The sequence below is a fragment of the Roseovarius mucosus DSM 17069 genome (assembly GCF_000768555.3).
Taxonomy (GTDB): Bacteria; Pseudomonadota; Alphaproteobacteria; order Rhodobacterales; family Rhodobacteraceae; genus Roseovarius; species Roseovarius mucosus.
Map to the genome: position 1 here is coordinate 21,166 of NZ_KN293982.1, position 24,378 is coordinate 45,543.

General features: G+C 54.2%; 24 protein-coding genes, 6 pseudogenes and 1 other annotated feature. Of the genes and pseudogenes, 11 read left to right on the forward strand and 19 right to left on the reverse strand.

The genetic code is table 11. The annotated features are described in order from the left end of the window. Positions 1 to 16: 16 nt before the first annotated feature. The 6 genes and pseudogenes from ROSMUC_RS14565 to ROSMUC_RS14590 form a co-directional block, all read right to left on the reverse strand. Positions 17 to 178, reverse strand: a pseudogene (locus ROSMUC_RS14565) (Tn3 family transposase); the annotation flags it as partial. 51 nt (positions 179 to 229) lie between these two features. Then, on the reverse strand, positions 230 to 1,351 hold the full coding sequence (locus tag ROSMUC_RS14570) for a transporter substrate-binding domain-containing protein (RefSeq protein ID WP_052115395.1): 1,122 nt from the start codon (positions 1,349 to 1,351) through the stop codon (positions 230 to 232). Between the two features lie 86 nt (positions 1,352 to 1,437). After that, positions 1,438 to 2,173, reverse strand: a pseudogene (locus tag ROSMUC_RS14575) (IS3 family transposase). Beyond that, positions 1,911 to 2,003 (reverse strand) — a sequence feature (AL1L pseudoknot). It overlaps the preceding pseudogene by 93 nt. A 157-nt stretch (positions 2,174 to 2,330) precedes the next feature. Continuing rightward, a complete protein-coding gene (locus ROSMUC_RS14580; protein ID WP_052115396.1) occupies positions 2,331 to 2,969 on the reverse strand; it encodes an ANTAR domain-containing response regulator in 639 nt (212 codons plus the stop codon). A gap of 72 nt (positions 2,970 to 3,041) precedes the next feature. After that, a complete protein-coding gene (locus tag ROSMUC_RS14585; protein WP_037274693.1) occupies positions 3,042 to 4,601 on the reverse strand; it encodes an ABC transporter substrate-binding protein in 1,560 nt (519 codons plus the stop codon). A gap of 388 nt (positions 4,602 to 4,989) precedes the next feature. Beyond that, positions 4,990 to 5,163, reverse strand: coding sequence for a hypothetical protein (locus ROSMUC_RS14590; protein ID WP_245875194.1), 174 nt, complete (start codon positions 5,161 to 5,163; stop codon positions 4,990 to 4,992). A 95-nt stretch (positions 5,164 to 5,258) separates the two neighbouring features. Here ROSMUC_RS14590 and ROSMUC_RS14595 point away from each other — a divergent pair. Next, positions 5,259 to 5,489, forward strand: a pseudogene (locus ROSMUC_RS14595) (IS3 family transposase); the annotation flags it as partial. Between the two features lie 89 nt (positions 5,490 to 5,578). Here ROSMUC_RS14595 and ROSMUC_RS14600 read toward each other — a convergent pair. From ROSMUC_RS14600 to ROSMUC_RS14625, 7 genes are all read right to left on the reverse strand, one after another. After that, positions 5,579 to 6,154, reverse strand: a complete 576-nt coding sequence (locus tag ROSMUC_RS14600) for a HupE/UreJ family protein (RefSeq protein ID WP_037274700.1) — start codon at positions 6,152 to 6,154, stop codon at positions 5,579 to 5,581. Positions 6,155 to 6,319: 165 nt separating this feature from the next. Further along, positions 6,320 to 7,666 (reverse strand): amidase, encoded by a 1,347-nt coding sequence (locus ROSMUC_RS14605; protein WP_037274704.1) that lies wholly within the window; start codon positions 7,664 to 7,666, stop codon positions 6,320 to 6,322. Further along, complete coding sequence (locus ROSMUC_RS21060) at positions 7,653 to 7,802, reverse strand: hypothetical protein (RefSeq protein WP_170062579.1); 150 nt, start codon at positions 7,800 to 7,802, stop codon at positions 7,653 to 7,655. The genes ROSMUC_RS14605 and ROSMUC_RS21060 overlap by 14 nt, the downstream gene beginning before the upstream one ends. A 1-nt stretch (position 7,803) precedes the next feature. Next, complete coding sequence (locus ROSMUC_RS14610) at positions 7,804 to 8,502, reverse strand: ABC transporter ATP-binding protein (protein ID WP_037274707.1); 699 nt, start codon at positions 8,500 to 8,502, stop codon at positions 7,804 to 7,806. Next, positions 8,495 to 10,306, reverse strand: a complete 1,812-nt coding sequence (locus tag ROSMUC_RS14615; protein ID WP_037274710.1) for an ABC transporter permease subunit — start codon at positions 10,304 to 10,306, stop codon at positions 8,495 to 8,497. The genes ROSMUC_RS14610 and ROSMUC_RS14615 overlap by 8 nt, the downstream gene beginning before the upstream one ends. Before the next feature lie 12 nt (positions 10,307 to 10,318). Continuing rightward, positions 10,319 to 11,185, reverse strand: coding sequence for an ABC transporter permease subunit (locus ROSMUC_RS14620; protein ID WP_037274713.1), 867 nt, complete (start codon positions 11,183 to 11,185; stop codon positions 10,319 to 10,321). A 58-nt stretch (positions 11,186 to 11,243) separates the two neighbouring features. After that, entirely contained in the window at positions 11,244 to 12,449 is a 1,206-nt protein-coding gene (locus ROSMUC_RS14625) for an urea ABC transporter substrate-binding protein (protein WP_037274716.1), read from the reverse strand. 181 nt (positions 12,450 to 12,630) lie between these two features. Between ROSMUC_RS14625 and ROSMUC_RS21415 the strand changes: the two are divergent. Beyond that, positions 12,631 to 13,109: pseudogene (locus ROSMUC_RS21415) on the forward strand (IS66 family transposase); the annotation flags it as partial. Positions 13,110 to 13,200: 91 nt separating this feature from the next. Here the strand turns inward: ROSMUC_RS21415 and ROSMUC_RS14630 are convergent. The 5 genes and pseudogenes from ROSMUC_RS14630 to ROSMUC_RS14640 form a co-directional block, all read right to left on the reverse strand. After that, a complete protein-coding gene (locus tag ROSMUC_RS14630) occupies positions 13,201 to 14,208 on the reverse strand; it encodes an IS5 family transposase (protein WP_037274754.1) in 1,008 nt (335 codons plus the stop codon). 260 nt (positions 14,209 to 14,468) lie between these two features. Then, positions 14,469 to 14,681: a MerR family transcriptional regulator gene (locus tag ROSMUC_RS21065; protein ID WP_037274722.1), complete on the reverse strand. Its 213-nt coding sequence runs from the start codon at positions 14,679 to 14,681 to the stop codon at positions 14,469 to 14,471. Positions 14,682 to 14,711: 30 nt separating this feature from the next. Next, a complete protein-coding gene (locus ROSMUC_RS21420) occupies positions 14,712 to 15,008 on the reverse strand; it encodes a hypothetical protein (RefSeq protein WP_245875195.1) in 297 nt (98 codons plus the stop codon). A gap of 185 nt (positions 15,009 to 15,193) precedes the next feature. Beyond that, the gene (locus ROSMUC_RS21200; protein WP_206018463.1) at positions 15,194 to 15,649 is read right to left on the reverse strand and encodes a hypothetical protein; all 456 of its coding nucleotides are present in this window, start codon (positions 15,647 to 15,649) and stop codon (positions 15,194 to 15,196) included. Between the two features lie 50 nt (positions 15,650 to 15,699). Then, positions 15,700 to 15,852 (reverse strand): annotated as a pseudogene (locus ROSMUC_RS14640) (IS3 family transposase); the annotation flags it as partial. A gap of 219 nt (positions 15,853 to 16,071) precedes the next feature. Between ROSMUC_RS14640 and gcvT the strand changes: the two are divergent. The 9 genes and pseudogenes from gcvT (at position 16,072) to ROSMUC_RS14685 (ending at position 23,568) form a co-directional block, all read left to right on the forward strand. After that, positions 16,072 to 17,187 (forward strand): glycine cleavage system aminomethyltransferase GcvT, encoded by a 1,116-nt coding sequence (gene gcvT / locus ROSMUC_RS14645; protein ID WP_075571748.1) that lies wholly within the window; start codon positions 16,072 to 16,074, stop codon positions 17,185 to 17,187. A 30-nt stretch (positions 17,188 to 17,217) separates the two neighbouring features. Continuing rightward, positions 17,218 to 17,856, forward strand: a complete 639-nt coding sequence (locus tag ROSMUC_RS14650; RefSeq protein ID WP_052115399.1) for an urease subunit beta — start codon at positions 17,218 to 17,220, stop codon at positions 17,854 to 17,856. Positions 17,857 to 17,931: 75 nt separating this feature from the next. After that, positions 17,932 to 19,641 carry an urease subunit alpha gene (gene ureC, locus ROSMUC_RS14655; RefSeq protein WP_037274732.1) on the forward strand — a complete coding sequence of 570 codons (1,710 nt, stop codon included), beginning with the start codon at positions 17,932 to 17,934 and terminating at the stop codon, positions 19,639 to 19,641. Positions 19,642 to 19,649: 8 nt separating this feature from the next. After that, a complete protein-coding gene (gene ureG / locus ROSMUC_RS14660) occupies positions 19,650 to 20,282 on the forward strand; it encodes an urease accessory protein UreG (RefSeq protein WP_037274764.1) in 633 nt (210 codons plus the stop codon). After that, entirely contained in the window at positions 20,266 to 21,081 is an 816-nt protein-coding gene (locus ROSMUC_RS14665; protein ID WP_102105984.1) for an urease accessory protein UreD, read from the forward strand. The genes ureG and ROSMUC_RS14665 overlap by 17 nt, the downstream gene beginning before the upstream one ends. Next, on the forward strand, positions 21,078 to 21,566 hold the full coding sequence (locus ROSMUC_RS14670) for a UreE family protein (RefSeq protein ID WP_037274741.1): 489 nt from the start codon (positions 21,078 to 21,080) through the stop codon (positions 21,564 to 21,566). The genes ROSMUC_RS14665 and ROSMUC_RS14670 overlap by 4 nt, the downstream gene beginning before the upstream one ends. 95 nt (positions 21,567 to 21,661) lie before the next feature. Further along, on the forward strand, positions 21,662 to 22,255 hold the full coding sequence (locus tag ROSMUC_RS14675; protein WP_037274742.1) for an urease accessory protein UreF: 594 nt from the start codon (positions 21,662 to 21,664) through the stop codon (positions 22,253 to 22,255). A gap of 159 nt (positions 22,256 to 22,414) precedes the next feature. After that, positions 22,415 to 22,834: pseudogene (locus ROSMUC_RS14680) on the forward strand (helix-turn-helix domain-containing protein); the annotation flags it as partial. 344 nt (positions 22,835 to 23,178) lie between these two features. After that, complete coding sequence (locus tag ROSMUC_RS14685; protein ID WP_037274745.1) at positions 23,179 to 23,568, forward strand: TadE/TadG family type IV pilus assembly protein; 390 nt, start codon at positions 23,179 to 23,181, stop codon at positions 23,566 to 23,568. A gap of 22 nt (positions 23,569 to 23,590) precedes the next feature. Here the strand turns inward: ROSMUC_RS14685 and ROSMUC_RS14690 are convergent, their stop codons facing one another. Continuing rightward, positions 23,591 to 24,331 carry a response regulator gene (locus ROSMUC_RS14690; RefSeq protein ID WP_052115400.1) on the reverse strand — a complete coding sequence of 247 codons (741 nt, stop codon included), beginning with the start codon at positions 24,329 to 24,331 and terminating at the stop codon, positions 23,591 to 23,593. Positions 24,332 to 24,378: the final 47 nt, after the last annotated feature.

The window sequence follows — 24,378 nt, forward strand, 5'->3', positions numbered from 1 at the left end:
CCCACCGGAGCGTTACGTGTTGTCTGGGATAGGATGCAAATTTCCGCAAGAGTTGGCTTGGCGGCATCGCGCCCGCCACCATGGTGGCCGCGCTGCGCAGGATATCTGGCCAGTTTGAGCTGATGACGGGTTCCCTGACCTTGCCGCCGATCAAGCCCTTCAGTTCTTTCGGGCAGGATTGTAAACGGCGGAGCAATACTTGGCCACGGTAGCGGCGGCATGCCGGACGTCAACTTGCAGCGAGGACATCGAAGTAGTTGATCTGATATGGATCCGGCTTGACGGAATTTAATGGCGATCGCACGATCTGGAATGTTCCTGCGTCCTCCATCACACCGATTCGTGGCCACTGGTAGGTGTGATTGTTTTCACAATCGACTTTTATCCGGCCTTGAGGCGCATTTACCTCTACCCGATAGATTTCCTCGCGAAGACGGTTTGCGTCCATTCCGTCAAGTGACCTCATCGCATTCGCAAACAAATGCACTTGAGAATAGGCCGACTCGGCGCAGGTATCAATCGGCACCGAGCGGCCGAAGCGCTCAACAAATCGTTTGCAGAATAGTCTGTTCTCGGGCGTCTCAATCGATGCGAAATACGGGGAAGAGGTTACATGACCCGAGAGGGGCAGATGTTTCATTTTCGAAAGATCCAATTCACTAGCTGTTAGGCTAGCAATTACGATATCATTCGGAGTTATTCCACGCTCGTGAAATGCATCGTACAATCGAGTGGATCCTGATCCGACAACAGTCGACAGCACAACATTTGCTTTCGTCGACATTATGTCCGAGACGATATCGTCGATCTGACGATCAGCGCAATCAAGTGGGACATATCTCTCTCGAACGACTTTTCCGTTGCTTTGGGCAACGAGGTCCTTGATGACGCGGTTCGACTCCTGTGGGAACACGTAATCCGATCCCAGGAGATAATATGAAGCACGGCCCCTTTCGTACAGGTATCGGTGCAGTTCTAGGTGCAGTTGATTGGGACAAGGTCCGGTAAATATTATGTTTGGTGAGTAGTCAAACCCTTCATAGCATGTCGGAAAGAACAGTATTGCGTTTCGTTTTTCTACACATGGTGTAACTGCTTTTCTGCTGAATGAGGTGGTACATCCGAAGATAACCGAAACCCCATCGTCCAACAGTAGCTTGTTCGCCAACTTGCTATATTGTTTGGGATCCGATCCCGGGTCGCAAATGATTGGATCAATCATTCGGCCGTCTAAACCACCATTCAGGTTTATCTCGTCGATTGCGAGTATCGTCCCCCTAAGTTGCGAGCTTCCATACCACCCACTGAAACCCCGCTGTGAAAACAGAACTCCAACCGTCAAACTTTGCATTTTCCTGCTCCGAATTACCTGGCGTGTTTTGTGCCGATGTAACACTCTGAACCGCTCCGGTTTTACCGGAGGCTGTTAAGTTCTTCTCAAGCGACTTTATCGAGTGTGTTCATGTTTGCATAGAACGCCTCCTCAGCTTCCGTTGGTGTGATGTATCCGATAGGTTCGAGCAGGCGGCGGTTGTTGAACCAATCGACCCATTTGAGGGTTTCCCATTCGACGGCATCAGCGGATTTCCAAAGGCCTAATCTGTGGATCACTTCTGCTTTGAACAGGCAAATCATCGTCTCGGCCAGCGAATTGTCATAGCTGTCCCCACTGTCCCAATACTGGGTTCCAGCCCCGCGTCAGCCAACCGTTCTGTGAATTTGATCGACAGATATTGGCTGCCCCGGTCGCTGTGATGGATCAAGTTCTCTCCGGACCTTCGCTCGTAAAGCGTCTGCTCAAGGACATCCAAGACAAACTGTGTTTGCTGCGATCTGGATGCACGCCAGCCGACGATGTTGTTGGCAAACGTATCGATGACAAATGCTACATAAACGAACCCTTGCCAGGTCGAGACGTCGACCCCACACACTTCCCGGCGCTCTTTGATAAACCGGATCATTTCCGAAATGGGCGGTCGAGCTCCGCCTGCGCAAAATACGCTGATGCTTTCTTCAGGATCTCATTGGCTTGTCGAAGCTGGCGATTCTCACGCTCCAACGCCTTGATCGCAGCAGTCTGGCTATCAAATTCACCCTGATGCTCAAACACCATCCGCACAGCTCGCTCGCGCACTTCAGGTGAATATCTGTTTCCACATTTGCTCTTTTCCATAGCCCAGTATCCTTACTTCTGGGTCTCCGGCAAACAAGGGGCGGTTCACTCTGCACTTGTCTACCCATTTCAAAACCGTTGGTATCATATGCTCATCCACGGAAATTACTTTGGCTCTTCATTGAGCTTTCTGCGTCATAACAACAAGTTCTTTCCCCTATTTTTTCGACCTTAGCTGGATCGTGTTGGAAGACTTATGAGTTTCCAAGGTTAGCAGTTCACTGGTATTGATTATCGACTCAGAGATAACGTACATTGATAGCCTTTTGCTTGTGGCCTGCCTTCGAATCAGTTCGTACGCTTCTCCTTCGCCAATGTCGTTGGCCCTGCAAAGAGTTTGGACAGCCTGCCCTATGATTCGGTGAGATTTGAGACTTTCCTTCAACTTGGCGATCTTGGCAGATTGTATGCGTTCATACCGATGAATAGAACGCGCCATGATAAGTGCAGTCAGAACTCCGAATGTACGAATAGGCTTTCCGATAAATCCCGTGACGCCAATCTCGAGTAACGAGCGGATGACAGTTGGGTGTTCAAATTGGGCGATCGCGACAACCGGAACCGCGAGATGCGGTCGAACCCACGGAAGGGTCACAATGGATGCGTCTTCGACGAGACAGAAAATCATGTTGATTTCAGGGTCTATCGTGGTTGGTATCGGCCATTCGACGCTAACTGTACAGCCAATGCGTTTCAATTGATTAACGAGTTCGGAGCGTTCCTGGTCCGAGGGGTGAAGGACAAGAACCCGCAAACTGCGCAGTTCTCTTAGCAAAGCCTCACCAGCCTTTGACATTGAACACTTTCCTTTCCTAGGTCGATTCGAGATTCAATTAATCGCCTCGTTTCGCGGTCCGTCCCGGCTCCGTCAAGAACTCGAACGGGCGTTTAGTCCAATACTCCTGTCCAACCACGCGTCAGATAAATTATGCCAGTTCTGAGCAGGAAATCGCAAGCCTTGAACGCGGGGGTGGTGTGCGACCAGCCCTCTGCGAATTGTCAGAAGCGGAATAACAGGGGCGTCAAGCATTATCAGCCGATGCGCTGTCTGATAAAGCATCGCTCGTTTTTCAGGCTCGAGCTCGCGCCTTGCGACGTCGAACATCTTGTCTACGTGCTCGTTATGGTAATAGCCGGTATTGAATCCACGTGGCGACGCATTGCGGGAATGCAATACCTGCTCGACCCAGACGTCGCACGACATACCCCAACTCATTTCGGATGCGTCGATTTCGCTATTCATGCCTTGGTGCCAGTTTTCACAGTACTCAACCCAGTCATCGTTTATCCGCAGATCGACACCGATACCGACGTTTCCCAGATCCCTGCGAATGCGTTCGGCAATGCCAACCGGATTCAATTGTCCGGAACCTGCGCGTGCGATACTGAATGTAAAGGTGAACCCGTCATTTACGCCGGCAGCGGCCAGAAGCTCACGCGCGCGCTCCGGCCGAAATGGGTACAAATCGGGAAATCCGGGTTCATATGACGGCGAAGCGGGCGGCAAAATTCCATTCACAGGTGCGGCGGCCGATCCGAAAAGCTCCTCACTCAAGCTCTTGCGGTCGATTGCGTGTAATAACGCGCGTCGAACGCGCACATCGTCGAGGGGCGCCTTGTTGATGTTCAAGGCGATATACCAGACATAGGGAATAGGCCGTTCGGACACAATGAAGCCAAGTCTGGAAAGCTCATCCAATGATGACGGGTCGGGGCCATAAACGATATCCGCGGAATCGCTAATTAGCGCCTCCGATCTTTTTTCGGCCGAAAGGATCGGAGTAAACTCGATGAATTCGGTCGCCGCTGGCCGGCCCCAATAACCCGCATACCGTCGCAACAGCGCACCATCACCGTGCGGTGTCTCGAAGCGTCTCTCCAAGGCGTAAGGGCCGGTCCCAGGAGCTGACGCTCTGTTGCCGATGTCGGTACGGATGTATTCTGGACTGACCATAACGAAAGCGCCGGGCGCGTCCTCCTGCGTCATGTAGCGCAAGAACTCGGGAAAAGGATCGGTGAGTTCGAGCTCGATCGTTCGAGCATCTGATACTCGGACTCTTTTCAACGTTTCGATCGCCATTCTATTGTAGTCGAATGCCCTTTCGTCGAAGTATGGAGACGACGTGTCCCACATTCTCTCAATGTTTATCCGCACCGCGTCGGCGTCGCATGTCGCACCGTCATGAAAGGTTACCCCTTCGCGCAGTCTGAACGTGTACCGCAACCCGTCCGGCGAAACCGACTGGCTGACTGCCAGAGACGGCACAAGGGATGTCACTGCCCCGATTTCCGAATTAAGGTTGTCTTCTACAAGACTATCGAACATTTGCTGGACCACGCGACCGGTGTTCCAACCACCGAAGGAACAAGGGGGATCAATATGGTCCACCTCCCAGTCCAGAGCGACCCGAATTACATCTTGTTTCATCTTTAAACCTCCAGAATTCTGAACTTTGGGCGCTGACTGTGGAACGTCATTCAGAACTGACCTCGGCGAAGGCGGCTGAACTGGTCATCGTCAGTGCAGTTGTAAGGCTCAATGCGGCCAGCAGTCTGTTCATAGCTTGCGCTCCCTGAATAACAACAGGCAGGACCAGACTCGCGGCAGGAATTTAATTGAGGATAATCACAAATGATTCCACTAGGGCGTCAACGTCCAGCTTTGTCGCTTGGTGATTTCATGTGCATCCAGCACTCGACCATGATCCGCGCTTTTCACCGGCTTTGTCAAGTAGTTTAGGTGGAGTTGGAGTTCCGCCGACTTTGAACTGACGCGGTGGATGTGACCTGCCAAGGGATTTTTTCTCCACCGTCGATTAAAGTCCGGCTCTATCGGGCACCTGAACCTCTCCTTCAGGGGTTCCTTCGTCGCGCTCCCCGCCAAGATGTTCCTCCATTTCGGTCGTCAGCGCGCGTTCCGCCAGCACCTTCATCAGTTCGGAAAGAACGCCTTCCTTGCCGAATAGATCGCCGGGTGAACGGCCTTCCATCAGTTGGTCCAATAGGTCTTTGTCGATGCTTATACGTGCGACTCCTTATCGAGCAGTTACCACGCCAGAGCACAAAATTCAGGTTCGTCCCTGTTCAAAAAGACGGTTTGATCCACCATTCGGACTGCGGCGGGCAATATATGTCAATTTAGTACACTGAACGGCTGGCCGAAGCCAAAATTGCACCGTCTGTCGGCAGCGTCGGGGCCTCGTATGACAATGCCCTCGCTGAGACGATCAACGGCCTCTACAAAACCGAACTGGTCCATTGCCAAGGGCCCTGGCGCAACATGCAGGATCTGGAAATGGCGACACTCGGCTGGGTCGTGTCAACCACACAGGGGCATTCACGCACGATCTTGCCCAAAAAAAGGCAAAGCGCCGAGGATCGATGTGATCATCCGGGACGGAACAATTACCCTGCGGCAATCACCCACACGCCACCGATTGTTGTTGCCCAGCCCAGTCCCCGAATGACTTGTGTTCCGGTCAGCGCGCGACCTGCCGCGACGGCCAGGGCAACACCTATCCCGTGCAAAAGAGCCGTCGAAAGTACGAACCCAACTCCGAAGCTAAGCGCTGCGGCTGAGCCCAATTCCCCGCCATGCGCATGGCCGTGAAACAGCGCGAACGCTCCGACAATACTCGCAGCCGCAAAAACCGGCAGATACACGGACAGGGCAACTGCAAGCCCCAACGCAAGGACGGATAACAGTATCATCGGCTCCACGAACGGCAGACCATACCCGAACACCGCCGCGACGTAGCCCAGCATCATGACGCCGACAAACGACGCAGGAAGTGCCCAACGCGCACGTCCCCCGAGCACGACAGCCCAGAGGCCGACTGCTAACATCGCAAGAATGTGGTCGAGACCGAACATAGGATGCGACAGGCCCGCGACAAACGAGCCATGCTGTTCCGGGCTTAGATGTGCGAAGGCCGGGGTTGCACCAAGCGTGAGTATTGCAGTTGTGAGAATTCGTTTCATGGTCGGTTCCTTCCTGTTTGGGTCGGTCAGCACAGCCACAGTACTGCCCGTTGTGTTGAGTTCTTCGATTGTGAGCAGCGTTCCTCTCAGCAGGGCCTGTTCCGTGACGGCATTGGGCCAAATTGAGAAAATAGCTCCCCACCAAATTTCTGCCTCTGCCAGAGGCTACGGCCTTTTGTCAAACCGCCGTGCGATATCCAGTAGTAGCTCGTCTTGCCCTGGCCTGCCCATCAACATCATCCCAATGGGAAGACCATTTATTGATACGCCTATAGGCAGACTGATACTGGGCAATCCAGCAAGGTTACCAAGCCAGCAGAACCACGTCATACTATCTTGTGTAGTGACATCGCGTCCGCCGAATTTCTGACGATCCTCGCCGTGGCGCGGTGCGAGGACAGGCAGCGTCGGGAGGGCCAAGGCATCCCACTCGCCGAGTCCATTCAAGAGAAGGTCGCTAAACCGCGCGCGCAGTTTCTGGGCGTGCAGTGCCTCTTGCGCTGTGAGTTGTTTCCCTACTTCCAAATGTGCTCTTGTGATTGACGAGAAGCCGCTGTCGGTCCGGGAAAGCAAGTCTTCGTGATAGGATGACGCCTCGACATGCAAAATGGCCTCCCAGGCTGCAAAGTAACTGCGCATGTCTGGCAACGAAACATCAGCCACAGCGACATCCGACCCAGACAATGCGCTGCACACGACGCTGTTCACGTCTTCAGCACGCTCCAGCCCTGTACCAGTGAGGTGGAGAACCTGGAGCTTTTCCGGGGCTGTCTCCGGGCTGAACGGCTTTGCCCGCGTGGTAGATGAATCCCGCTTATCGGCTCCAAGAAAATAGGGCAGCAGAAGGGCGATGTCATCCAAACTAGCTGCAATCGGCCCCGGCGCGTCCAGCGACCAACTCAGTGGCAGAACGCCATGCCGAGACGCCCGCCCGTAAGTGGGCTTGAACCCGTAGACACCACAGGCAGATGATGGAATCCGTACAGATCCGCCTGTATCACTGCCAAGGGCGGCTCCGACAATGCCAGCGGCAACCGCCGCTGCTGAACCGCCGCTGCTGCCACCAGTGATATGCTCTTGGTTATGCGGGTTGCGCGTCGCACCGATACTTGACGTGGAGTTTGTCGCGCCGAACGCCCATTCGTGCATGTTCGTCTTGCCAAAAATGACAGCGCCAGCGGCACGGAGGTTGGCGACAATAGTTGCGTCAATACCCTTTGGCTCCAACGGCAGAGCGTTCGAGCACGCAGTGGTGGAATAATCCTTCGTAAGATAATTGTCTTTGACCGCGATTGGCACACCATCGATAGGACTGAGGGGTTTGCCCGTCTTTCGCCTCTGGGTTGCTGCTTTGGCTTGAGCTGTGACGATTTCTTCGTCTATTGTGACGAACGCATTCAAGTCGGCCAGTTGCGTTTCGCGCTCAAGAGACTGCTTTGCCAGGGAGTCGGGCGTTTGTCGTCCCTCTGCCAAAGCGACAACAAGATCGGATAAGCTCTCACTTTTCGACACTGCTTAGAGCCTCCGGTAAAAAAATATGGGCCGGTTCACCGAACTGATCAACTTTCAACTTCGAAAGCCCACCGCGAATGCGTGCCAGAGTTGCCTTGATGCGCTTGAGCTGATCCTTGCTGAGTTTATCTGGCATCTCACACACCCAACAATTCCTGTTGCAGCTCTTTGTCAGCGCGCAGGCTGTCGCGATCCGTCTCCATCCTGATCGTGCCTTTCTCCATGACGTAGGCGCGTTCCGAAATCGACAAACAAAAATCGAGGTTCTGTTCAGCAACAAGAATTGCAATTTTATGCTCTTCGTTGATCCGTTTTAAAACCCCCGCCATTTCGTCGATGATCGAGGGTTGAACACCCTCGGTCGGTTCATCGAGCAGAAGGATTTTCGGTCGTGTTGCAAGGGCGCGGGCCAAGGCCAGGACCTGTTGTTGTCCGCCGGACAATCCGCCCGCGAGATCGTTCGCCTTGGGTTGCAAGAGAGGAAAATCCTCCAGTATCGCCGCTACGCTTTTCTTTGCGTCAAAGCCATTTGATGCTGCTGCAACGGCGATGTTCTCGGTCACAGACATCCGCGGGAAGACGAACCGGCCTTGAGGTACGTAACCCAATCCAAGGCGGGCCCGTTTTGCTGGTGATGGTGGCGCTGTTTCACCGGCAATCTCGATCGAACCTGACGTCGCCTTGATAAGTCCTGTCGCATACCGCATCAGAGTGGATTTCCCGACCCCGTTACGTCCAAGAAGGGCAACGATTTCAGCGGCGTTCACGTGTATGGAGACATCTCGAATGATAGTGGTCTTTCCATATCCACCAGTGGCGTTCTTGATCTTAAACATGCTCGCCTCTCCCCAAATAGATATCGAGGACAGCATCGTTCGCTCTGAGCGTCTCAATATCCCCTTCTGCAAAAAACTCGCCTTGGTGGAGCACAGTCACATGTCCTTCCAACGTCCGCACGAATTCCATGTCATGCTCAACGACAACCACCGTCGTATGCTTGGCCAAAGTACGGACCAGCAAGGACAGCTCGCGAGTTTCCTCATTTGTCATACCCGCCGCTGGTTCATCCAGAAGCACGACACGAGGTGCAAGACAGAGCACCATTCCGATATCGAGCCACTGCTGCTGACCATGTGAAAGAGCTGAGGCCTGCACAGCCTTCTGTTCTTCCATGCCCAACATCCAGAGAATGCGGGTCGCGGTTTTATCTGCTTGTACCGTGTCTCTTGTGCGTGCAAAAGCTGCGATCCAGAGGTTTTCCATCACGGTGTTTTCACCAAAGACTTGGGGTTTCTGGTTCTTGACGCCCATCCCCTTGTGAACCCGCTCGAAGATTGCCATCTTCGTAATGTCGTCCTTGTCGAGAAGGATCTTGCCACCTTCGGGACGATAGATGCCCACGCAGGTTTTCAAGAACGAGCTTTTACCTGCACCGTTTGGGCCGATGAGTGAATAGGGCCGACCGGATGCAAAGTCGAGCGAAACCTTGTTGACCGGAATTACGCCGCCAAATCGCTTGAAGGCTTCATCGGTCGAAAGGTTCTTCGCGGGACCGGCCTGGGCTGCGGCCTCTTCGAGAATGCTGTCAAGCACTTCAGTGTCGATCTTCACTGCCCCTGCACTACGAGCGGCATCGTTCGGATCAGCCAGGAACTTCTTCCAGAGAGTATCCAGTGCACCCAGAAACCCGTTTTGCAAAAACATTACCAAGAGGATGAGTGTCGTGCCGAGGATCAAAGTCGTTTGACCGCCTGCTACTCCGCCGCCAAGCCAGAATGAAAGACCCCCGATAATAAGGGCACCCAAGAAAGGCCCAGCAAGTGTGCCCAGACCGCCCACCAAGACATAAATCGGAACGAGAAGTGCTTCTTGGACGGAGAAAATCGACGGGTTAAGGTAGTTTGCCCACAATGCGAAGAGTGCGCCCGAAAGCCCTGCAACGGCACCTGAATAGGCAAAGTTCAACAGCTGATATTTGCGGATATCGTAGCCCAGAAGTTCCGTTTTCTCGATATCGATGCGAATGCAATCCACGATCTTGCCGAAGTTGCTTCGCATTAGCCAGCGCGTGAAGAAATAGACTGCTGCGGTGACAACGACGACAGTTGCGAAGGCCTCGTTCGGACCAATCTTTTTGGCTTCGGAGCCAAATCCTAGAATGATCCCGGGGATGTTTGAGAGCCCGTTGTCGCCGCCAATACGGGCTTCACCAACGTCCAATTTGAAAGATTGGGCCACCGACCAAAGCAACAAAGTAAAAGTGTAGGACAGGATCGTGCTCTGCAACTCACCCATGCGAGCGTAGAAAATAACATAGCCGAGGGCGACCGCAATCAGAGCGCCGAAAACAGCCGCGGATGGCAAGGCCCAGACCAAAGTCATTCCGGACGAAGGCGCTAAGTTGATCGCAATGACTGCGCCAAAGTATCCGCCCAATCCGTAGAAGGCTGTCTGAGCCAGGCTGAGCAGACCTCCACGCCCCCAGGCGACATCCAGGCTCAGACCCAAAAGGCCAAAGATAACCCAGGATGTGGCAACGAAAGCAAGGTATGGATTCAAGGTTCCAGACAGAGCCAGTGCGATAATTGTGGCAAGCGCTGGAAAGATCAGGCCTGCATTTTTATGGAGTTTTTCAAACATATCCGATGACCCCTAAAGCTTTCGGCGCCATTTGGCGGAAATACCCATCGGGTAGAGCCAAAGCAGAATGGCGGTCACGAGGAAGAAGAAGACATCACCGACCACGGATGTCATGAAACTGGCGGTCACGGATGCACCGCCGCCGAGGCCAAGGGCTGCAAGAGCACTCCCCGTCAATGTGACCGGCCCGGCTACGACAACCGTAAGGAAGCCTTTTACAGCGAAGAAAAGACCCATCGAAGGCGTTGCCGGAATGATTGGAAGTAGGATTGCACCCGCAAGCCCGGCGAGGCCACTCCCGATCGCAAAGGTCATGGTATTGACCCGAGATGAGTCGATGCCAATCGCCTGAGCCATTTGCGGCTGCTGGATTGAGGCTCGGGCCTTCATTCCATAGACCGTGTGCGTCATGAGCAGATAGATAAAGACGAGTATGACTGCCGCCACGAAAATCATCAGAGTCGGGTATACTGCGAGGCTGTAGTCACCGATTTTGAAACTCCACTGCGGCATCCCGATGCCGGGCGACACGGTTCCAAACACCAGAACCGCAACCTGGTTGAAGACCATGCCAAGGCCCCACGTTGCCAGCATTGTGTCAAAGAGCCGTCCATAGAGCTTACGTATAATCAAAAACTCGACCACTGCGCCGATAGTCATGGTCGTGACCACGGCAAAGGGTATGGCTAACAGAAATGGAAGCCCGATCTGTGTCGCGGTCAGTGCCGAATAAGCCCCGACCATGATAAACTCGCCATGCGCGAGGTTGATCACACCCATCAAGCCATACACAACTGCTAGGCCAAGCGTAGCGATCAACAGAATGGATGCGCTAGATAAAGATGACAGCAAAATTGTCGCCAAGAAATTGAGTTCCATGGAACCTCCCGAAGCTGGGGCAACCTTTGAGGCTGCCCCTTTTGTTGTGTGGCGTCGTTTAGTTTTCTGGGGTAAAGTGCTCTACCACATCAGGATTATCCACCAAGTTGCAGACCTCATTTTCAAAGGTCGGTTCAGTGTCCGTGAAGGTCTCGATGATATCGAAACCGTTATTGGCGTTGCCACGCGCGATATACATATTCTGCCGCAAGTGGTGAGAACCTGGCTCAAGCGTGACCGTGCCATTGGGGGCTTCGTAGGAAATCCCGCTTTGCAGCGCCGCGATCACCTCATCGGTGTCGGTCGTTCCGGCCTTATTCGCAGCTGCGGCCCAAAGATGGACAGCGTTCCAGACGTCTACAGATCCGGTAACCACCGGCGTATCGGTTCCATAGGCTTCTTCCCATGCCGCGAGAAATTTGGCGTTGGTCTCGCCCGGGGCCGAAGGGAAGTAATTCATCACTGACATATAGCCTTCGCCCGCCTGTGGCGACACGACGATCTGCTGGTTGCCCGAGCCGTAATTCGTGGAGATAAGGCCGATGTCTTCCTTCAGACCAGCCGCCGCGAATTGTTCAAGGAAACCCGTTTGCGCGGAACCAATAGGAAGTGCTATGACAAAATCTGGTTTCGCAGCCTGAATTTTCTGAATGGTCGGCGTATAGTCTGTCACGGAGAGGGGGAGATAATCTTCACCAACAACCTCGGCACTGAGCTCTTTCGCATACTCGTGAATCCAGTAACCGGAAATCGTGCCGAAATTGTAGTCAGGACCCATGATGTAGACGCGCGGGCCAAAATTTTTGACAGCCCATTTCATCAGAATGTTCAACTGCTGGGAGGCTGACGAACCGGTAACGAACGTAGTGCGATCGCAGGCACCGCCCTCGTAGAGCGACGAATAGAAGTAAGGGATGTTCGCCTCGCGCAGGATCGGGCGGAGGGCCTCACGCGAGGAACTGGTTAAACCCGCGAACATGGCCGAAACACCATCCCGCAGGACGGCGGTTTGTGCGAACTGAGTGTATTTGGAAAGTTCAGACTGCGCGTCATACCCGACGACAACGATGTCTTCGCCATTTACACCACCGGCTACGTTGATGCTGGCAACAGCCAGATCAAGCGCTTGGTCTTGTTGGATTCCGTATATGTTCAATCCACCGGTGAGGTCGAATATCGCGCCGATCTTGACCTCGGCGAAGGCGACGGAACTGGTCATCGTCAGTGCGGTTGTAAGGCTCAATGCGGCCAACAGTTTGTTCATAGCTTGCGCTCCCTGAATAAAAACAGGCAGGACCAGACTAGTGGCGGGAATTTCAATGATGATAATCACAAGCACCCCGCTAGGGCGTCAACGTCCAGCTGTGTCGCTTGGTGATTTTATGTGCTTCCAGCACGCGGCCATGATCCGCGCTTTTCACCGGCTTTGTCAAGTAGCTTAAACGCCCGGTCCCGGCGTATGCCATGCCGATTGGATCTTCCACGACTTCTCCGGCGTGATCTAGGTCGACGGCTAAGTTGGCTACAACCGGTTGCTCGCCCCTGATCGGCTCGGTCCCGATATCCGGCTGGCTTTCTATTGAACGCACGCCCGGCGCAAGCTGGTCGAGATCACCCGCACCCGCACCCGCACCGGCCCGGCCCGGCGCCGATTGCCGAAGAGGGCGTGAAGCGTATCGGTTACCTCTACCGCGTCGAGGCTAAGATCCGGGGGCGTGATCCCGTCGCCCGCCGCGCGGCGCGACAGGAACGCTCCGCACCGAACGTCGCAGACCTCGAAGCCTAGTTCACACACCATCGCGCCCGCGTCGCGACTAAATCGCCACTGGGTGAGGCATTGAAATACATGGCCAAGTTCAGGGACGACCTCTGCCTGTTCCTGACCGATGGCCAGATCGAACTCGATACGGAAAGACCTCTTCGTGACGAGCTGGTTTTCTGCTGCAGCGCGGATTTGCCCATCCCTTTCGCCCCGCTGTCTTTTCAGCGGGCAAAGTGGTTTTGGGGGTTTTGGTTTATGCGATCGCCTGGGTTTGTCGGGTTAGGGTGATCTTGTTTGCGGCTTTCAGGAGGTTTTGTCCGATGGCCGCCATCGCCAGTTGGGCGTGGGTTTTGGCCCTTCCGACGTATCGGGCGCGGTGCAGGCCGAAGAGCCGTTTCATCGTGCCAAAGCACTGTTCTACCCGAAACCGCTGTTTTGAGATGAGCCGGTTGAACCGTTTCTCCGAGGCGCGCAGCGGGCGGCCCCGGGCGGCCTTGCGCATGATCCCGTCGCGGTGCTTGCCTTTGAGCGCAGCGCGATTGGCCCGGCTGGCATAGGCCTTGTCAGCCAGCACGCGCTGCGCGGATGCGCCGTCGATCATGGTGGCAAATTCCGGACTTTCGGCGCGGTTGGCGGGCGTGGTGTGGACCTTGTCCACAAACCCGTCCTCGTCGGTGCGGGCAAATCCCTTGTAGCCCAGCGTGGATTTTGAGCCTTTCTTCACCCAACGCGCGTCAGGATCGGCGCTGAAATGCAGCTCGGGGTCATCGGGCGCGTCGCCCTCGGCGCGGTCCTGCGGGGGCTCGATATGGCTGCGCGGGCGGGCTGCAGACTCGATCAGCGTCGCATCAATGATCGCCGCCTCGGCCTCTTTCATCTTCAGGCCGTGCTCCTCGATCTGACGGCAGACCTCTGACAGCAGATCATCGTAAACCCCGCCTTTGACCAGCGCATTGCGGAACCGGCAATGGGTAGTCTCATCCGGCACCGATGCGTGCAGATCAAGCCCGCAGAACAGCATGAAATCTAGCCGGACCTTGAGCGCACGTTCCAGCTTCGGACCCGACAGCCCGTGCCACTGGCCGATCAGCAGACACTTGAACAAAACCAGCGGATCATACCCCTGCGGCCCGACACCGGATCTCCCAAGGCCCCGCGTCAGGATCGACGAAAACGTTCGCCAGTTCATCAGAGCGTCGATCTTCGACAGCACATCCTCAAACCCAATCCGATCCGCCGCTTCGCGAAAAAACAAGTCCATGAAAACCATCCCAAAACTTCTGTGACAGAATACCAAAAGATCAAACCGGCAGGAATCCCGGAATTACGCAGAGGTCTTTTACCATGACATTCGGGAAACAGGGGCAGAAACCGAAGCGCCAAAGTCAGCATTCTCGATAACAACACCTTCGAGCGGACATGCCGTCCGATCGCCGTTGGTTGGTCGTTATGTATCCCTTTCATAGTGCTTGGAAACATTGATAGCTGATCTTCGAAATCCGCGCGACACGGACGTCCTTTTCATACAAGAGCATTTTTGACCTTATCAGAATGCAGGTCAGCCGTTCGATTTTGGTTCGGTGCGCCATCCACCACCTGATTTGCGGGCAGAATACCGTCCTTTATCAGCTTGCGGATGACGTGATTGGTCACACCGAGCCGTTTCGCTGCCTCGGTCATGGTGCGCCACGGACCATCCTTGTCAGCAGACAGGTATCCATGAATGTCGTTCACACGTCGGATGGATGAAACGCGTTTTGAATTTCAGGTCTTGCGCTGATCTGTCGGCGTTCCCAGGCGCACGACTTGCGCGAGACTGATAAGTTGATCCGTGATCTGTCTGCCGGGCACTTGCTGGCGGACAGGGCTTTCGATGCGGATTGGTTGTGAAATGACCTGCTGGAACGTGGCATCATCCCGGTCATACCGCCGAAATCCAATCGGAAATTTCCCGCATCCTTCGGCAAGGAAACCTACAAATGGCGACTCTTGATGGAGAACTACTTCGGCAAGTTGAAGGAAAACAGAGGCATAGCCATGCGCTCGTGCAAAACCGACCAAAGCTTCAAAGCCTTCATCTCGATTACCGCAGCAATCATCCAGACCCGGTGAACGTCAACAGCCCCTAGATGTCAGCTGGTTTCTGTCGGACAGTTTGAAGGGTGCGTTCTGCACACCTGATCAGTTCACCGCGGTCCACGGTTGCGCCGATCTGATTGATCGCGTTCCTCGCCGCCGCGAGATACTCAGGCTGGGGTGTAACGATGGTGTGCGTGCGGCTGCCCCGGCGACCGGTCTGTGTGTTTTTCTCCGTTCGCTGTTCCGAGACACGGCAAATCGCCGGCAATGCTGGCCCGCCGATCCAGCAGTTTCCGTCGATGAGGAAAGGCCACGCAAAGCCTGGTTTCTGCTGCAGGATCATTGCGCAACGAAAAAGCCACAGCGAGCAAAGGGCGCGTCATTCCGAAGTTCAAAGCCGCGAGCATACCGTATCGGTCGTAGCGGCTTTGGGAAGAGGTCGAGCAATGGCGAAGCCCATGCTCAAGAACACCGACATCCTGCATCGTCAAACCCAACCGCCGACCTGCGTGGCAACTTCCCTTTTGATAAGCCAGCTTCAGCTGACTTGCCCCTTCGGAGATACATTCGACCGGAAACTCCGCGCGGCACGCGAGCAACATGCCGTTGAGATCGCTCCGCACCAAGCGCGTGATTGAACCTGTCCCGCTTTCGTGCCGCCCCAAGTGCTCGATTCGAATGCGACAGGGCTTTTCCATCCCAGTGCTGAGTGACGTCGCCGTGGATTGTAGAACCCGTTGATGCATTCGAAGATCGCCATCTCAGCTTGCCGCCTCGTTTCCCATGACCGTCGCCAGATCAGTTCGGCCTTGATGGTTTTGAAGAACCCAAGGCGCGGTCTTGACATACCGCAAGGTGAATGGTCTATTGCTCGTTGGGCTGGGAAGCCGATCAAATTCCGACCGGCATTCAGCGCGTCGCACGAAGTGATGGCAGGGCAATTTGTTCCTGCGGCTGCGCCGCTCCCGAAATCCCTAATCTCTGTCGCCACTTTCTTGTGCTAGCTGCGTGTCGCTTACTTCACGAAGCCAAAGAGGAACACATCATGGCAAAAATCCAGAGAACCCCGTTTCACGCAGTTGGCGAAAAGATGGGCGCAGATATGAGAGAGCTTTTCGGATACTATCTTCCGTGGCATTACAACCCGGGACCGGAGGCGGAACACCTTGCGACTCGTGACAAGGCAAGCCTTTGCGATCTTCATTATATGGCGGAGTTTTCGGTGTCTGGACCGGACGCTTCGAAATTTGTCCAACATGTGGCCACAGCGAACGTGTCTGAGCTGAAACCAGGTTCGATCAAGTACTCGACCTTTTGCAACGCCGAAGGTCAAATGATAGATGACGGAACTATCTGGTGTTTCGAGCCTGATGAATACATGCTGATCACGGGAGACGAGACCGATTTCTCATGGTTTCAAAAACAGGCCGAACGCTTTGACGTCAGTATTAAGAATGTGACGGATCAACACACCACACTTGCGCTACAAGGACCGAACTCGCGTCAGGTCTTGCAGCAGGTCACGTCTGCGCCAATTAATGACATCAAATACTACAAATTCATCAAGGGCGACGTGGCCGGTGTTGCCTGTGTGATTGCGCGTATGGGCTACACCGGCGAGTTCGGGTTTGAATTGCACTGTGATCCTGAAGAGGCCGAGAAGGTTTGGAATGCTCTGTTCGAAGCCGGAGAGAAACACGGTCTTGTTCCTCTGGGGCAGTGCGGGCTGGAAAGCGTACGTCAGGAGGCCGGCTACGTCTTGGTCGGCAACGAGCATAACAAGCAGACCAATCCGTTGGAAGCCGGCCTGGGCTGGACGGTCGATTTCAACAAACCCGATTTTTGCGGAAAGGCCGCGCTGGAGAAAATCCGGGATCAGGGCATCAACCGCACGCTGGTATGGTTCGACGTTCCGGACGGTACGATCATGAGCACCGGTGATGCCGTAATCGCCGGTGGAAAGGAAATCGGCCGGGTCACAAGCGGATCGTATTCTCCGGGCCGGAAGAAGGGCAGCGCGATGGCCTATGTCGCGCCGGAATACGCAATAAGCGGTGTTTGCTACGATCTGAAGGACAAGGCTGCCAGCCATTCTGCGAAACTGTCTCTGGTGCCCTTGTTCGACCCTTGCAAGGTCAGAAGCAGAACGTTCGTTCGGTAATTGACTAATCAGGCGGGCGGATAAAACTCTATGTACTTGTCATCAAAAGACGAAGAGCGACTGCGCTTGTTTCTTGCGGCAGAACTCGCCCGCCGCCGAAAGGCTCGCGGATTGCAACTCACTTACCCCGAGGCCTATGCCCTTATCGCAGACGACATTTGCGAGGGTGCCCGAGACGGCAAATCGGTTGCGGAACTGATGTCACTGGGCACACTAATCCTCACCGAAAGCGATGTGTTGCCGGGCGTTTCGACACTCCTGGAAACCATAATGGTCGAGGCTATGTTCGAGGACGGTCAGAAACTGGTTTGTGTTCACAATCCGATACAGAAAGCAGATCTTCCGGCCTCAACGGAAATACCGGGAAAAATCGAGTTCGCCGACACGGATGTAGAGATCAATTCCGGCCGAAAGGCAATCGAAGTCACTGTCGTGAACACTGGTGATCGCCCGATTCAGGTGGGTTCGCATTTCCACTTTTTCGAAGTGAATAGCGCTCTCCAGTTTGATCGGTCATCAGGTTACGGTCGTCGGCTTGCAATCCCCGCAGGCACGGCCGTTCGATTCGAACCTGGTGCGGACATGACCGTACAACTGATTGAGTTTGGAGGGAAAAAAATTTTCAACAAGCCAGAATCGATTGAAAAGGGCGACGCTGAAACGACTTGAGCCATGCCGGACAGAAGATGTCGTTCTTATGTCTTCCCGAAAGCATGGCGGTGATAACAGAAAAGAAGAATCAAGATGAAAATCACACGCCGCCAATATGCTGATCTCTATGGCCCTACCCGTCGAGACAAAATAAGACTCGGAGATACTTCTCTTTGGATCGAAATCGAAGAAGATCTGACGGGAAAAGGCGATGAATTGGTATTTGGCGCTCCCAAAACCTTGCGAGCGGGTGCAGGCGCAAACGTAGACACCTTATCGCGCTGCGGTGCACTGGACATTGTCATCACGAATGCGATCATCGTTGATCCGATTTTGGGAGTGATCAAGGCCGATATCGGCATAAAGAACGGACGTATTGCAGGTATCGGGAAGGCTGGCGACCCCAACATTATGGATGGCGTGGCTCCGGACCTCATTGTCGGCCCGTCCACGGATGTTCGTGCGGCCGAGGGGCTTATCGCTACCGCCGGGGGAATTGACTGTCATGTTCACTTTATTGATCCAGGACAGTGCGGAGAGGCGCTTTCGTCCGGAATCACCACGCTCATCGGCGGTGGTCTGGGCGCGACCACGGTACCCATTGCATCGACCGGCGTTCAAAATCTGGCAATCATGCTCAGAGCCGCGGAGGATTTTCCGCTCAATTTCGGTTTCTTCGGAAAGGGCGGCTCATACACGGTAGAACCGTTGGCCGAGCAACTTCGAAGCGGTGCCGGCGGGCTGAAGATTCACGAAGACTGGGGGGCCATGCCTCCGGTGATCAATGCATGTTTGGAGGCTGGCGATGAATTCGATGTTCAGATCCAGTTACACGCGGATACGTTGAATGAAGCCGGTTATCTTCAGTCAACCATGGAAGCGATCGCGGGCAGAACGATCCATGCCTATCACGTCGAAGGGGCTGCGGGCGGACACGCGCCTGATATCCTTGAAATTTGCGGATACGAAAACGTACTTCCTTCGTCAACCAATCCGACCAATCCGTACACGATAAATACGTTCGATGAACATTTCGACATGACGATGACAAGTCACCACCTGAACCCGAGGGTTCCCGAGGATATTGCATTTGCTGAGTCGCGCATCCGTCATGAGACCATAGCCGCCGAGGACGTTTTGCACGACATGGGGGCTATCAGCGCAATGGGATCCGATTCCCAGGGCATGGGGCGCATTGCAGAAACGATCTGCCGGACCTGGCAACTTGCATCGCACATGAAGTCCCAGCGCGGTGCGCTGGACGAGGATCGGCCCAACGGAAACGATAACCAGCGCGTGCTTCGCTACATTGCGAAGTACACAATCAACCCGGCAATAATTTTCGGTATAGCGGGTGAGGTTGGCTCACTCGAAGTCGGCAAGATGGCTGACATAGTGCTCTGGAAGCCCAAGTTTTTCGGGATTCACCCCGAGATCGTTTTCAAGGGCGGTTTCCCGGTCTGGGCGGTCATGGGCGAGCCAAGCGCTTCGTTGATGACATGCGCGCCGCTGCAATACAGGCCTCAATGGGGGGCATTCGGCCATGGCAACGCCGAATTGTCGGCCACGTTCATGGCAAAAGTGGCCATTGATGACGGAATTCCAGAAAAGCTTGGACTAAGCAAGAAATGTTTGCCTCTGAGAGGAGCGAGACAACTCTCGAAGAGAGATATGATAAGAAATTCCACCCTGCCGAAAGTACGGGTCGACCCTGAGACCTATAGGGTTACAATTGATGATATCGAATGCGTTCACAAACCCATGACCAAAGTGCCACTCGGCCGCCTTTATAGCCTCCGGTGATGGATATAATGAAAAACGAATTGATCCGAATAGGAATTGGCGGGCCAGTGGGAGCTGGAAAAACCCTTCTGATCGAAAAGCTGTTACCAAAGATGATTGCGGACGGCCTGAACGTCGTCGTGGTCACAAACGATCTCGTGACGAAAGAGGATGCCGCTCGATTGAAAGACAGCGGCCTGATAGATCCCGATCGCATCGTGGGAGTGGAAACTGGAGCATGTCCGCACACCGCGATCAGAGAAGACCCGGCGGCGAACTTGTGCGCCGTCGAGCGTTTATCCAGTCTCTACGATCCCGATATCTTGTTTGTCGAGAGTGGCGGTGACAATCTGGCATCGACATTCAGCCCGGACTTGGTCGATTACTGGATTTTCATGATAGATTGCGCGGCCGGTCACGATATCCCGCGCAAGCGGGGACTGGGAGTCCTGAAGGCCGATCTGGTCCTCGTGAACAAGGCGGACATAGCCGCTTTTGTCGGTACCTCGCTGGAAAAGATGGCGCAGGGTATGGAAGAAGTGCGACCCGGTCGAGCATGGCTGATGTCCAGTCTCCTGAACGACGAAGACGTTCAGGATATCTACGAAACACTGCGGCAGCAACTCCCGTTTAAGAGGCGAGCCGATGCTACCACAACTTGACCTGCACTTTTCAACGATAAAAGAAGGGCGTACTGTCCTTCGGTCCGGTTATTCGCGATTTCCCTTAAGGCACAGTCCCGAGTTACACCTTTCAGAGTCATTGCCGAGTTTGGCGACGTGCTTCATCACCAACAGCAGTGGAGGGATGTTCGAAAGGGATCAGCTTGAGGTCTGTGTCACACTGGACGCCGACTCCAAGCTTCAGCTTTTGAACTTGTCGGCAACGCTTCTTCACAAATGCAACCAACTGGCATCACGTGAAACTTGTCGGTTCGAAATCGGAGATAACGCTTACTTTGAAATTGTCAGGAAACCACTCATTCCAACGTCAGGTTCCGATTACGAGCAGAACAGTTATCTGGAAATCGGGCGCGGTGCCATCGCGGTTATAGCCGACACGGTTTTCTCGGGGCGGTACTCTTCTGGCGAACGTCATCGTTACAAGGCAATAAAATTAGGACTGGATGTCGTCTTTCAGGGAAAGCGACTTGTGTCTGAACGAAGTGGTATGCGCCCGTGTGGTGGTATTTCCGCTCTGAGGTCTGAATCCGGGTGGAATTGCATGAGTACGGTTTACTGCATCGGTATCGGTCCCGACTGGAAGGCGGTCGAGCGCGAGACAATCCAAGCTCTGGACGATCCGATGTTGGAAATCGGCTGTCTGCCAAACGACTCTGGCTTGATAGCGAGATTTTTGTTCCGCTCGTCGGGCTCCGCCTCGGACCGCACAGAAATGTTTGTAAGGTATTTTCGGGAGCGTTTCGCCGGAAGTCTCGTGAAAGGAAATGACACGCAATGATCATCGTTAATCGAATTGAATTGAGCTCCGAGCAACGTGGTCCACTAGCGACAGATGACCGAGTTGCCATCGACTGCTTTCAGGCCTGCCGCAACCGGCTGGCGGTGAAGTCCGAGGCTGGGCGCCAACTGTTCATTGAGCTCGATAAGGACGTCTATCTGGAAGATGGCTGCCGTCTTGTCTGCGAAAACGGAAAGCATGTCTTGGCGTTTCGCCCGAAGGAATCCGCGTTTCGCCTAGGTTTTCCAGATGCAATGGACGACCAAAAACGAGAGGAGATGTATTTCGCTATAGGACACCAGCTTGGGAACCTGCACCTTCCCTCGGAGATCGTTGACGGCGATGTTCTTGGTCCATCAGTAACCGGTCGCGACTCGATTATCCGTGTGGCGGAAGCGTTCTCGGGACTCTTGAATTTGGCATTTCTGGATACCCAATTGGGGCTTTACCGGCCACTATTTGGAATCCGGGGAGGGCATCATTGAATAGCTCCTCGGCGTTACAAGTGCTGTTGCATCTCAGCGACAGCGCGTTGCCCATTGGCAGACTTGCGCATTCTTTTGGATTGGAACCGTTAGTCATGTCGGCGCTGATTGAGGGCGAGGAAGCGGTGCATGAATACCTGGTCAGCAAACTGCGCGACTGTATCGCGCCCCTCGATGGCGTTGCCGTATCCTGGAGCCACAGGTATCTGTGCCAAGGCGATCTGTCGGCTATTCATACGCTCGACGAGTTGGTAACGTGCCGAAAACCTATTCCTTCAATGAGGGCAGCGTCTGAAAATTGCGGTCGCGAATTGCTCCGTCTGCTGGCCGATATACCGATCTCACCGGATTTCTCGCTCTTTTCAGATCAGGTTAGACTTCAAAAATGCGGGGGAAACCTCTCCGTCGTGATCGGTTCGGTCTCTGCCGCAGCAGGCATTGGACTTCGTGAATGCGTGGTGATGGAAATGCGGTCGGCTGTTTCGGGACTGTTGTCAGCAGCTGTCAGGTTGGGTATCCTGTCCGCTTCGAATGCTCAAAACATGCTTTGGCAACTGGGTGGAAGTATTGAAGAGGCCGCCGATATCGCACTGAGTTTGGAGCCGGAATCAATGGCGGGCTGGCTTCCTGATGCAGATGCCTATTACCTAAAACACATGCAGCTTTTGGGTCGAAATTTCGGCAGTTGAGTAAGCGACATCTAGGCAGCAGCTAGCTTTCAACTTGACGGTTGTGTGTTGATTGTCACTGAGAACTGACCCGGCAACAGCAGAAATTGTCATTGAGAATTGACCCATGTGCAACCTTGCCCCGGCTTGAACCAGCTGGGGGCATTTGGAGTGATCGACATGGGATTTTTGAAGGTTATCAGGACATGGGCGCTGCGAGACAAGATGCCCATTCGCGAGATTGCTCGGCGCACGGGCATATCGCGTAACACAATCAAGAAGTATTTGCGGGAGGGGATTGTTGAGCCTGCGTTTCAGGTGCCGGATCGTCCCAGCAAGCTGGACCCTTATGCCAAGCAACTTACAGCATGGCTGAGGACCGATCAGCGCAAATCACGCAAAGAACGCCGAACGGCGAAGCTGATGCACGCCGATCTGGTAAAGCTTGGATATGGCGGTTCCTACGAGCGTGTTGCGGCCTTCGTGCGGGAATGGAAGGGTGAACGGCAGCGTGCGCATCACACGACAGATCGCGGGACCTTCGTGCCGCCGGTGTTCGCGCCGGGCGAGGCTTTCCAGTTCGATTGGAGTGAGGACTGGTGTCATTGTTCCCTAATTAATCAGAATCCGGCCTGAAATTGTCCCATGGAATCAATAGTGATTTGTACCCTTAATTTTAATATTGTACCGTTAATTACCATACTGTACCCTTAATTGCCAGACGGTTGAAACTGTGGATAACCTAACCGCTTCGTGTAGCGCGCCAACAGATATTGCCCTTCTAGGGAGCGTAAAACGTTTAGTGTCGGCCTGCAGTACGGGCTGTGGAAATATTGTAATTAGGGGTACAATCTCGCCCCAAATCGCCCTGAATCCACAGAATCTGATTAATTAGGGTACAGTGACAAAGACGCTGGAGTGGAGATTGCACTGGAGCGGTCACGGTGGAGTTTGTGATTCTCTTTCCGGCATTGATCCTGTTCTTGATCTTTATCGTCGGTGTCACTCTATACCTCGGGATAGCGAGTGATGTACAACAGGCAGTTCAGCGCCTTGCACGGGCCTCAGTGGGCATCCAATATGGTCCAGCACCCGTGGGCGACCTGTGCGCAAGGCTAAGTACGGAAGTGCTTGATAGGATCATCGAACAGAGCCCTTTTTTGCAGATCGACAATGTGGTGTTTCCGACCAGCTGCGCGGACCAGCCGGATGAGTCCGGCACCGTCACCCTCACACTTGTCTATAATGTGCCCGTAGGTGTGATCCACACTGTCGCAGATCTTCTCGGCTCCGGGATGGCCAGAATTGAACGCTCAGCGACCATCGACTTGTAACGGGAACGTCTGAATGGTCGCTTCAGTCATCAAGCTCGATTGTAGTCTCTGCCAAGCTTTTTCTGAGCACGCTTATAACATGTTGCATGGCGGGACTCGTCATCGGCTTGACGCGTGAAACGGCCTGAACGATCCGCAATCGGTCATTCAAGCGCACCAGCCCTGTCAAACTCAACGCCCCGAGGACCGAGTGGATCTCTTTGTAGAGATCATCGTCGACGCCATCTCTTTCGATGAGCGTGACAAGTGCTGCGGTTTGGGCAAGGGCCTGCCGCATCAGACGGCGGATTTCATCCCGACCGAGATCTTCGTAGAGATCTTCAACCGTCTGCCGCGCCACGACAGGGAGGCAACACTCTTGGCCGGATGTCACTCGCTCCGCCAATAGGTCCGAAAGTCGCTGTCGCAAGCTACCCGGCGAAATGGGCTTGAGAAGAACGTCCTTCATGCCAGTCCGCAGACAGGCCGTGCGCCATTTTTCATCAATCTCGCCGCTCAATCCGACAAGTATCGGGCCAGCGTCAGCATTGGCTGCCAGCAGGGCGCAGGCCAGATCCAACCCATCCATGACCGGCATCGACAAATCCATCAGCACCAGATCAACCGGTTCGCCGAAAGTAAGTCGATCAAGCGCCAGAGCCCCGTTCTCCACGGCTTCCGCTCGCGACCCGCTCTTGGCGAGCAAATGAACAAACAACGTGCGATTGGTATCATTATCCTCGACTATGAGGATGCGCGCATTCTGAAGGGTGTCAATGTGCATTCAAAACTGACCCGGTTTGATCATTTAAAAATGACCCGCCCCTGAGG